Genomic DNA, 8215 nt, shown 5'->3' with positions numbered 1-8215 from the left:
CTTCGGGACCAGCATGGAAACATTGTTAAATGGTACGGAACCCTCACGGACATTGAGGATCGCAAGCGTGCAGAACAAGAGCGCGAGAAATTGCGAGAACTCGAGGCCGATCTGGCACATATCAATCGGGTGAGCACGTTGGGAGAACTGGCCGCGTCGCTGGCACACGAAATCAAGCAGCCCATCGCTGCCACCGTGGCGAATGCTGATACCTGCCTGCAATGGCTTAAGCGCGACCGACCCGATCTTGACGAGATACGCGAGGCAGCAACGAGCATCGTGTCGGAAGGAAAACGCGCAGCCGAAATCATCGACCGTATAAGGTCCCTCTACAGCAAGTCTCCTCCACTACGTGAGTTGGTCGACGTGAACGGGATCATTCACGAAATGCTCACGCTGCTGAAAGGTGAGGCGACGGGATACTCGATTGCCATGCGCATGGAGCTTGCCGCTCAACTGCCCAAAACCATGGTAGACCGTGTGCAGCTGCAGCAGGTGTTCATGAACCTCATGCTTAATGGGATTGAGGCCATGAAGGACTCGGGCGGAGAGCTTACGGTGAGGTCGCAGCTCCATGATTCTCAACTGCTGTTCTCGGTCAGTGACACAGGCGTGGGACTGCCAACGGACAAGGGCGATCAGATCTTTTCTGCTTTCTTTACCACCAAGACGCAGGGTAGCGGGATGGGTTTAGCCGTCTGCCGTTCCATTGTAGAGTCGCATGGCGGCCGGTTGTGGGCGACCGCTAACGATGGACGAGGTGCAACCTTTCATTTCACCTTGCCGACCGAGGTAATGGAGCCAAGACCCTGGTTACCTAGAGGCTGTTAATAACTTTAATTCCCATCTCTAGGAAGGCGGTGATTGTGTTGTTGTCATCGCGCAGGATAGTTTGGATGGGGAATAAGGGTCAGGTTGGTTATCCGAGCGATGTGAGCGATGAGGAGTGGGCGTTTGTGGCGCCCTACCTGGCGTTGTGCCGGGAGGACGCTGCGCAGCGGTCGCACCGATTGCGTGCGGTGTTCAACGCTCTGCGCTGGCTGGTGAAGACGGGGGCGCACTGGCGGATGATGCCGAACGATCTTCCGCCGTGGCCGGTGGTGTATCAGCAGCGCTTCATTGAAATGCGGCGGCGCTTATCGTGCAGTTGTTACACCGGTGACTGAACCCTTCCTTCAACCCACGCTCCGCATTTGTTCTTATCCGCGCAGCTTCCAGATGGGCTCCTGTCGCATCGAGCACATGCGAATAAGCTATTTCCGCCGTGAGGTACTTCGGGTTCTGGCTATCCAGAGTGCGGCCAAGGATCGCACGGCCTTGGCTCATCTCGGCAAGCGCGGTTGTCAACTCACCCACATCGGCGTGTGCTCTTCCCAGAAGCATGTAGCCCCATCCGACAAACGGATGCTCTTCGCCGTGGCGTTTTAGCAGCAGATCAAGGGATTGCTTATATCGCGATACACTCATCTCCCGGTGGCCATCGAGCTGGGCCAGCCACCCCTGCATCGAGGCGATGGCCGCAAGATCATCGCTATCGAGATCGTTCGCTAACTGTGCCTCTGTGACGGCCCGCTCCAGGTATCTCCTGCCCTCGGTGGTCTTTTGCCGGCTAAAGGCAATCCCTGCGAGATTGCGTGAGGCCCGCGTCATGCCAGCGTGATCGCTGATCTTCTCGTACAGACTGAATGCCTTTTGTCTCAGCCTGACTGCAAGTTCCAGTTGCCCGGCCTCTAGATATAGCCCCCCGAAATCGTCCAACGCCATGGCATAGTCCTCGATATTGTTCGACAAGCCTTCGAGTGTTCGAATTGATCTCTCATAGGCATGTTGAGAGTCGAGATAGTCGCCTTGATCTTCATAAGCAAGCCCCAGAACATTCCAGGCTTTGCCAACTGCCTGAGTGTCCAGAGACTTTTCATCGAGCAGTGCATGGAGCTCAACAATGGCCTGGGCGGGTTTGCCCTCACGTTCCAGCGCGTATGCATGAGCAAGTCTTTGGTCCGGCGTTGTTTGCGCCAGCAGTGGGCACGCGATGAACAGCGAGAGAAACGTAGTGGCAACTTTATCTTTCAGGATCAACGAAAGGGAGTTACGCATGGTTGCACCTGTTCCGTGAATTCGGTTCGCCAGCCTACCGGCTTTGTTTTTCCAGCCGCGTGATGGCATGGTCCATCCTGTCCAGCCAGCGTTGCTGCAGCCTGTCTGCGGACTGGCGCTGCTGCTCGTTCAGGACGGTGGTATAAACGCGCGATATAAAACGCTCTTTCTCTATGAGCAACTTGGCAAATGTATTGCCTTCCGCGGCCGCAGTCGCTTGCAGCTTATCCTCATCGAACTTTCCGCCGGTGGTCGCATCGGCCAATTGATGCGCTCCGCTGATCATGTCTTTGAGCAGTGCTGTTACCGTGGGGCGCTCTTCCATCCATATCGACCTGACCTGAGAGACCTGGGCGTCACTCAGCTTGAGTTCACGAGCTACGTAACCCAATGGCCCCCCACGATGCCATCCGTTACCGCACCAGCCGTGTCCTCTTCTGAAGTCCGCCCGCGCAACAGCTACGGCAAGGGCAACTACAGCCAATCCAACTACTGTCCAAAGTGCTTTGCGTCCCATCAGTGCACCTCGTAATGCGTCTTGAGTACAACACCACGAAGAAGTGCGTGCGATAAAGATTGGTCAGGGAATGTAAAGGTAGGTAAAGATTGCGCACGGTACGGCTCCCGCGGCTACTATCTGGAGAAGCACAGAACGACCGACTGACATGAACCGCCTGCTGATTATCGACGACGATACCGAGCTCTGTGCACTGCTCGCCGAACGCCTCGGTGAGGACGGATTCGTTCTCCACGCGGCTCACGATGGGGAGCGCGGATTGGAGCTAGCAAGCTCCGGCGAGTACTCACTTGTGATCCTGGACGTGATGCTGCCACGCATGGGTGGCATGGAGCTTCTCAAAGAACTGCGCTCACGGTCCTCGATTCCTGTGTTGATGCTGACAGCCCGTGGAGATGATATCGACCGCATCGTCGGCCTGGAGATTGGAGCCGACGACTATCTGCCGAAGCCGTTCAACCCGCGAGAGCTGGTCGCCCGCATCAAGGCGATCTTGCGCCGGCTGGATGAGCGGCGTGCAGGGCCTAACCGATTCACGTCGGGAGACATCACGATCGACATTGCCGTTAGAGAGGCCTGGGTCGACAGCGCCCCGCTGCACCTCACGACCTAGTAGACCTTTTCGTAGAGCCATTGCGGACTCTGTGTCATGTTGGTGATGACGAAGCGTGGGTTGTCTTTGGGCTCTTTGCCTTCGCCGTAAACTACCTCGGCCTTGAGGAGGACGCGGCGCTCCCGCTTCCAACTCGCGGCCGCGTAGTTGACTTCGTCGTAGACATGTTCGGTCTGGCCAGTAATTCCCGACAGTGCGCGAGGCTTCCGCCATCGCGGTGCAGACGGAGAGCGGATCGGTCGGGCAGCTGATCACGCAGGACCAGGTGAAGCATTCTTGGCCCTTATCAAATCTTGCTTCTGTCTAGTCTCCTGAGTCATTGATTTCTTGCATAAAAAGAAGGTGCGTGAGCGGCAAGAGTGGCGGTGACCAGGTCAGGTATCAGGCAAGCCAGTGGTCGGACCTCATTGAAGGTGCACACCGGGCTCCCGTGCGGTAAGATTTCGTCCAAGCACTCTGCAGGGTGCCTCTCACCTCGCGCATCCGGCAGTCTATTGTGGAGTCACATGCAACTGCAACTGTTGGTCCCAGTTCTCTTGCAGCGATCGCTGCTGCTGATTTTCTGCATTGCGCTGAACAGTTGCCAGTCGCATAAAGCCAATTCCGGACCTTCGATCGAGTTCACCCATATTCCGCCGGCGGCGCAAGGTGGACGAGAAAGAGTCGACACGATCTCTGGACGGGTAAGAAACGCTCGACCAAAGCAGCAGATTGTTATTTATGCGCACAGCGGGCAATCGTGGGTGCAGCCCTGGCCTGATCATCCCTTCATTCCCATCAAAGCAGACTCAACGTGGAGCACGGAAACTCATCTCGGATTTGAGTATGCTGCGTTTTTGGTGGAGCCGGATTATCATCCGCTGCCCAGATGGATGTAGCTCCGACCCAAGGCCGTTCCGTTGCTCTCGTGACAATTGTGAAGGGCGTTGGAACGCCGCAGTTTAACCCGACCGGATCGCTCAAATCCAGCGGCTATGATTGGGGTGTTCGCATGATTGAGAGTGACAAGGGAGGCACGAGCAACTTCTACAATCCTGAAAATGCATGGACCGACGCGAGCGGCGCGCTCCACGTGCAGATCAAGAAGAAATCGGGCAGGTGGTCGTGTGCAGAAATATTCCTAAATCGCAGTCTCGGGTACGACACGGCGCACTCGTGCGAACTTAACGCTTAATCCTTCGTGACGGAGATCGATGATGTCGCGCCCGCACATAGTCGCACATACCGCAACATTGTCAGTGCTGTTGGCGTCCTTTGTGCTGACCGGATGTCACTCTTCATCAAAAAATTCAGCTCCGACAGTTGCTTTCAGCAAGGTCCCTGCCGCATATCAGGAGAATCCCTACAAGACAGACATAATCGAAGATCGTGACTACAAGACAGACATAATCGAAGGTCGTGCCACAGGGGCTCGACCCGGGCAGCGAATCGTGTTGTACGCAAAGACAGATGGACGATGGGGCGTGTGCCGGCAATCAGGGCAGCCGTTTACGAATATCGAAGTTGACGGCCGGTGGAAAGCTTCAGTCTACTTGGGAATAGAATATGCCGCTCTGTTGGTTGATCCAACCTACAATCCGCCTGAACAAACTGAATCGTTACCGATCGTCGGCAACGGCGTGGTGGCGCTGGCAGTCGTTAACGGGGAAGGCCCAGCGCCGGTACTCCCGTCGCCGAAGATACTGAACTTTAGCGGTTACGAGTGGACGACGAGCACCGGGCCAATTTTTCACGCTGGGTCAAGAAACTTCTTCGATCCTGCGAACGTTTGGACGGATGAAAGAGGTGCACTGCATCTTCGCATTTCGGGAAGCCCGGGAAAGTGGGCTGCGGCGGAGGTGAAGCTCACGCGCAGCCTGGGATACGGAACATACAGGTTCCAGGTGCGCGATGTCTCTCATCTCGAACCTTCTGCTCTTCTAACGCTAATCACCTGGGACGGCGCTGGCACGGAGAGGAACCGGCGCGAGTTGGACGTTGAGCTTGGTCGTTGGGGATACCTTGATAATGACAACGTACATTATGTTGTCCAGCCTTACTACGTTCCAGCTAACTTTGTTACCTTTCGGGCGCCGCCGGGTGCCTACACACACTCCTTCCGCTGGGAACCAGGGCAAGTAACGTTTTCGACCGAAGCGGGATCGGGTAATACAGGCGGCGGCCGTGTCATTAACCGGCATGTGTTTACCTCCGGTGTGCCTTTACCGGGGGGAGAATCGGTACGCATCGCTTTGTATCTATTTTATCTAGGCCAAATACCCCTGAGAAACGAAACCGAGGTCATAATCGACAAATTCGAGTACCTCCCGTGAATTGCTGGTTGAAGCAAACTCGATGGATTCTTATTGGAATCGTGCTAGCGGGCCTTGTCACCGATGCACGTGCACTCGATCCCAACCGTCTGCCTTCGCAGTACGTCCGCGAACAATGGACGACCGAAACCAGATTTCCCGGAGGCGCTGTCAACGGCATCGCGCAAACCGCAGATGGATACCTCTGGATTGGAACCGACAGAGGCCTGATACGGTTCGACGGCTTTAATTTCAGGCCTGTCTCTTTTACTTCCATCGCCACCGCTTCGAACGTTCCCATCTTGCAACTGCTTACGGATGCTGGCGGAAAACTGTGGATCCGTCCACAGGGCGCCGTTCTCGTACGCCACAAAGATGGCAAGTTTGAGAGCGTCAGATACGGTCCAGACGCAATCACCGCTCTGTCAAAAGATAACCACGGCGGAGTACTGGTTTCGGACCTCGAGCAGGGCACATTGCGTTTCATGGAAGACCACGTTCAGAAATTGGGACCCACTTCACCGCCAGTAATCTCTCTAGCAGAAACAGCCGATGGCAAGGTTTGGCTGGGGACACTCGGCGATGGCCTCTTTTTTCTTACGGGCGGGCGAGCTACCCGGGTGAACGCAGGATTGCCTGACCGAAAGATCAATTCTCTGCTGCCGATCGGTGAAGAGTTGTGGGTCGGCACCGACACAGGCTTGTATCACGGGAACGGCACAGGCTTTCGTCGGCTCGAATTGCCGTCGCTCCTCGGTAATATCCAGGTTTTGAGCATCCTGCGCGATCGTGACTCGAATATGTGGGTGGGTACGACGCGCGGGCTACTGCGCATCAACGGGAAAGGCATTTCGTTCTCCGAAGAAAATGAGCTTCGCGGAGACGGCGGAATTAACGCTCTGTTCGAGGACCGCGAAGGAAATCTCTGGATCGGAGGTGCGCGAGGGCTAGGCCGCATTCGGGACAGTGCGTTCGTAACCTATTCATCTATTAGCGATCGTCGTTTCGGACACAATGGCCCTGTATATGTCGACCCGGAGGGCCGCACCTGGCTCGCTCCCACTCAAGGTGGGCTGTATGTTCTCCAGAACGGCCGCGTTCAACCCGTTACATCGATACCACCAAATGAGGTCGTCTATTCCATCAGTGGACGGGCAGATGTGGTGTGGGCCGGACGTCAACGCGGGGGACTGACCCGTCTACGATTTCGCAACGGTGCGATAGCGAGCCAGAGTTATACAGAGGCAAACGGACTGGTCCAAAACAGTGCCTATGCTGTTTATGAGAGCCGAGATGGCTCTGTGTGGGCCGGCACACTAAACGGCGGCGTCAGCAAATTCAAAGATGGGCACTTCACCACTTACACGACGACCAACGGCCTCGCTTCGAATACCGTCTCGTCCATCCTTGAAACCCGCGATGGTGCAATGTGGTTTGCGACACCTACCGGGCTGAGTTCTTTTTCAAACGGCCAATGGAGAACCTATACAACGGTAGAGGGTTTGCCTTCCCCAGAGGTGAACTGCCTTTTCGAGGATTCATCCGGAACTCTCTGGAGTGGAACGTCTGCTGGTCTTGCCTCTTTTGCCTCTAGTCATTTTCAAGTTCCTAATGAGTCGCCCGACGTTTTGCGCGAACAAATCCTCGGGATGGCGGACGACAAGAGCGGAAGGTTTTGGATTGCGACCTCACATCATGTTTTGCGCATTCCGCGCGACAAACTGCTAAGCGGTGTTGTGAAAGCAGTCGACGTTCGCGAGTATGACCAGGCCGATGGTCTCGAGAGCACTGGAGGAGTGAAGCGGAGCCGATCGGTGGTCTCGGATTCGGCGGGCAGGATCTGGTTTTCACTTAGCAGCGGCTTGTCGGTTGTTAATCCATCCCTGATCAATGACAATTCAGTTCCCGCGCTGCCTCACATCGAGGCGATCACCGCCGATAACAACACCGCAAATCTCGCCGCCTTCGTTCAAATTCCTCCATCTCCCAGACGAATCACATTTGAGTACACGGGGCTGAGCCTCGCCGCGCCCGGGCGGATTCGCTTTCGATATTTTCTCGAAGGTTTCGACAGGAGTTGGAGCCAGCCGGTTGCAGCGCGAGAAGCCGTTTACACGAACCTTGGGCCCGGCTCCTATCGATTCCGGCTAGTCGCCAGCAACAGCGAGGGGCTGTGGAACGGGCCAGAAACTGCGATCGCTTTGAACGTCGCCCCGGCCTACTATCAAACTTACTGGTTCCGATTGTCGTGCATCGCCGTCTTTATTGCGATACTTTGGGCACTTTATCGGTGGCGCGTTCATCGACTCAAGAGTCAGGAAAAGCGTCTGCGGGACGTTGTGGAAACAATTCCGGCGATGACTTTCACCGCGTTGTCTAACGGCTTCTGCACATTTGTAAATAAGCGCTGGACTGAATACACCGGGCTTTCTGTCGAGGAGACTTCAGGCGCAGGTGTGCAGTGTGCGATCCATCCCGAGGATCTTGTGCGCAACTCCGAGAAGTGGCGCATCTCTGTTGCAACCGGACAGGTTTTCGAAGACGAGGCGCGGTTCCGTCGCGCCGCTGACGGGGAATATCGCTGGTTTCTGGTGCGTGGTGTACCACTTCGGGACCAGCATGGAAACATTGTTAAATGGTACGGAACCCTCACGGACATTGAGGATCGCAAGCGTGCAGAACAAGAGCGCGAGAAAT

General features: G+C 55.8%; 8 protein-coding genes and 1 pseudogene. 6 read left to right on the top strand and 3 right to left on the bottom strand.

Annotated features, from left to right (window positions below):
* Nucleotides 1-831, top strand: an 831-nt coding sequence (locus Q363_RS28915; protein ID WP_157467798.1) for a sensor histidine kinase, incomplete at its 5' end; no start/stop codon positions are given.
* A gap of 65 nt (nt 832-896) precedes the next feature.
* A pseudogene (locus tag Q363_RS39410) lies at nt 897-1112 on the top strand (transposase); the annotation flags it as partial.
* 4 nt (nt 1113-1116) lie between these two features.
* Here the strand turns inward: Q363_RS39410 and Q363_RS28910 are convergent.
* Both Q363_RS28910 and Q363_RS42410 read right to left on the bottom strand, forming a co-directional pair.
* A complete protein-coding gene (locus Q363_RS28910) occupies nt 1117-2166 on the bottom strand; it encodes a tetratricopeptide repeat protein (RefSeq protein ID WP_157467796.1) in 1050 nt (349 codons plus the stop codon).
* The gene (locus Q363_RS42410) at nt 2132-2422 is read right to left on the bottom strand and encodes a hypothetical protein (protein ID WP_169747178.1); all 291 of its coding nucleotides are present in this window, start codon (nt 2420-2422) and stop codon (nt 2132-2134) included. Before Q363_RS42410 ends, Q363_RS28910 begins: the two co-directional genes overlap by 35 nt.
* 340 nt (nt 2423-2762) lie before the next feature.
* Here Q363_RS42410 and Q363_RS28900 point away from each other — a divergent pair, with 340 nt between their 5' ends.
* Nucleotides 2763-3227 carry a response regulator gene (locus Q363_RS28900; RefSeq protein ID WP_051979485.1) on the top strand — a complete coding sequence of 155 codons (465 nt, stop codon included), beginning with the start codon at nt 2763-2765 and terminating at the stop codon, nt 3225-3227.
* Here Q363_RS28900 and Q363_RS47070 read toward each other — a convergent pair.
* Nucleotides 3224-3412 carry a transposase gene (locus tag Q363_RS47070; RefSeq protein WP_425387800.1) on the bottom strand — a complete coding sequence of 63 codons (189 nt, stop codon included), beginning with the start codon at nt 3410-3412 and terminating at the stop codon, nt 3224-3226. The two genes, Q363_RS28900 and Q363_RS47070, sit on opposite strands and share 4 nt — an antisense overlap.
* Nucleotides 3413-3733: 321 nt before the next feature.
* On the opposite strand from Q363_RS47070, the gene Q363_RS28895 reads away from it, so the two are divergent.
* The 3 genes from Q363_RS28895 to Q363_RS28880 all read left to right on the top strand — a co-directional run.
* Nucleotides 3734-4105: a hypothetical protein gene (locus Q363_RS28895; RefSeq protein WP_035357630.1), complete on the top strand. Its 372-nt coding sequence runs from the start codon at nt 3734-3736 to the stop codon at nt 4103-4105.
* A gap of 315 nt (nt 4106-4420) precedes the next feature.
* A complete protein-coding gene (locus tag Q363_RS28885; RefSeq protein ID WP_051979484.1) occupies nt 4421-5539 on the top strand; it encodes a LamG domain-containing protein in 1119 nt (372 codons plus the stop codon).
* Between the two features lie 41 nt (nt 5540-5580).
* On the top strand, nt 5581-8215 hold a 2635-nt coding region (locus Q363_RS28880), incomplete at its 3' end, for a two-component regulator propeller domain-containing protein (RefSeq protein ID WP_157467792.1).

It is taken from the genome of Edaphobacter aggregans DSM 19364, assembly GCF_000745965.1.
In the GTDB taxonomy this organism is placed as follows: domain Bacteria; phylum Acidobacteriota; class Terriglobia; order Terriglobales; family Acidobacteriaceae; genus Edaphobacter; species Edaphobacter aggregans.
Note: the sequence above shows the minus strand (reverse complement) of the source record. Positions and strands in the feature narration are given on the sequence as shown.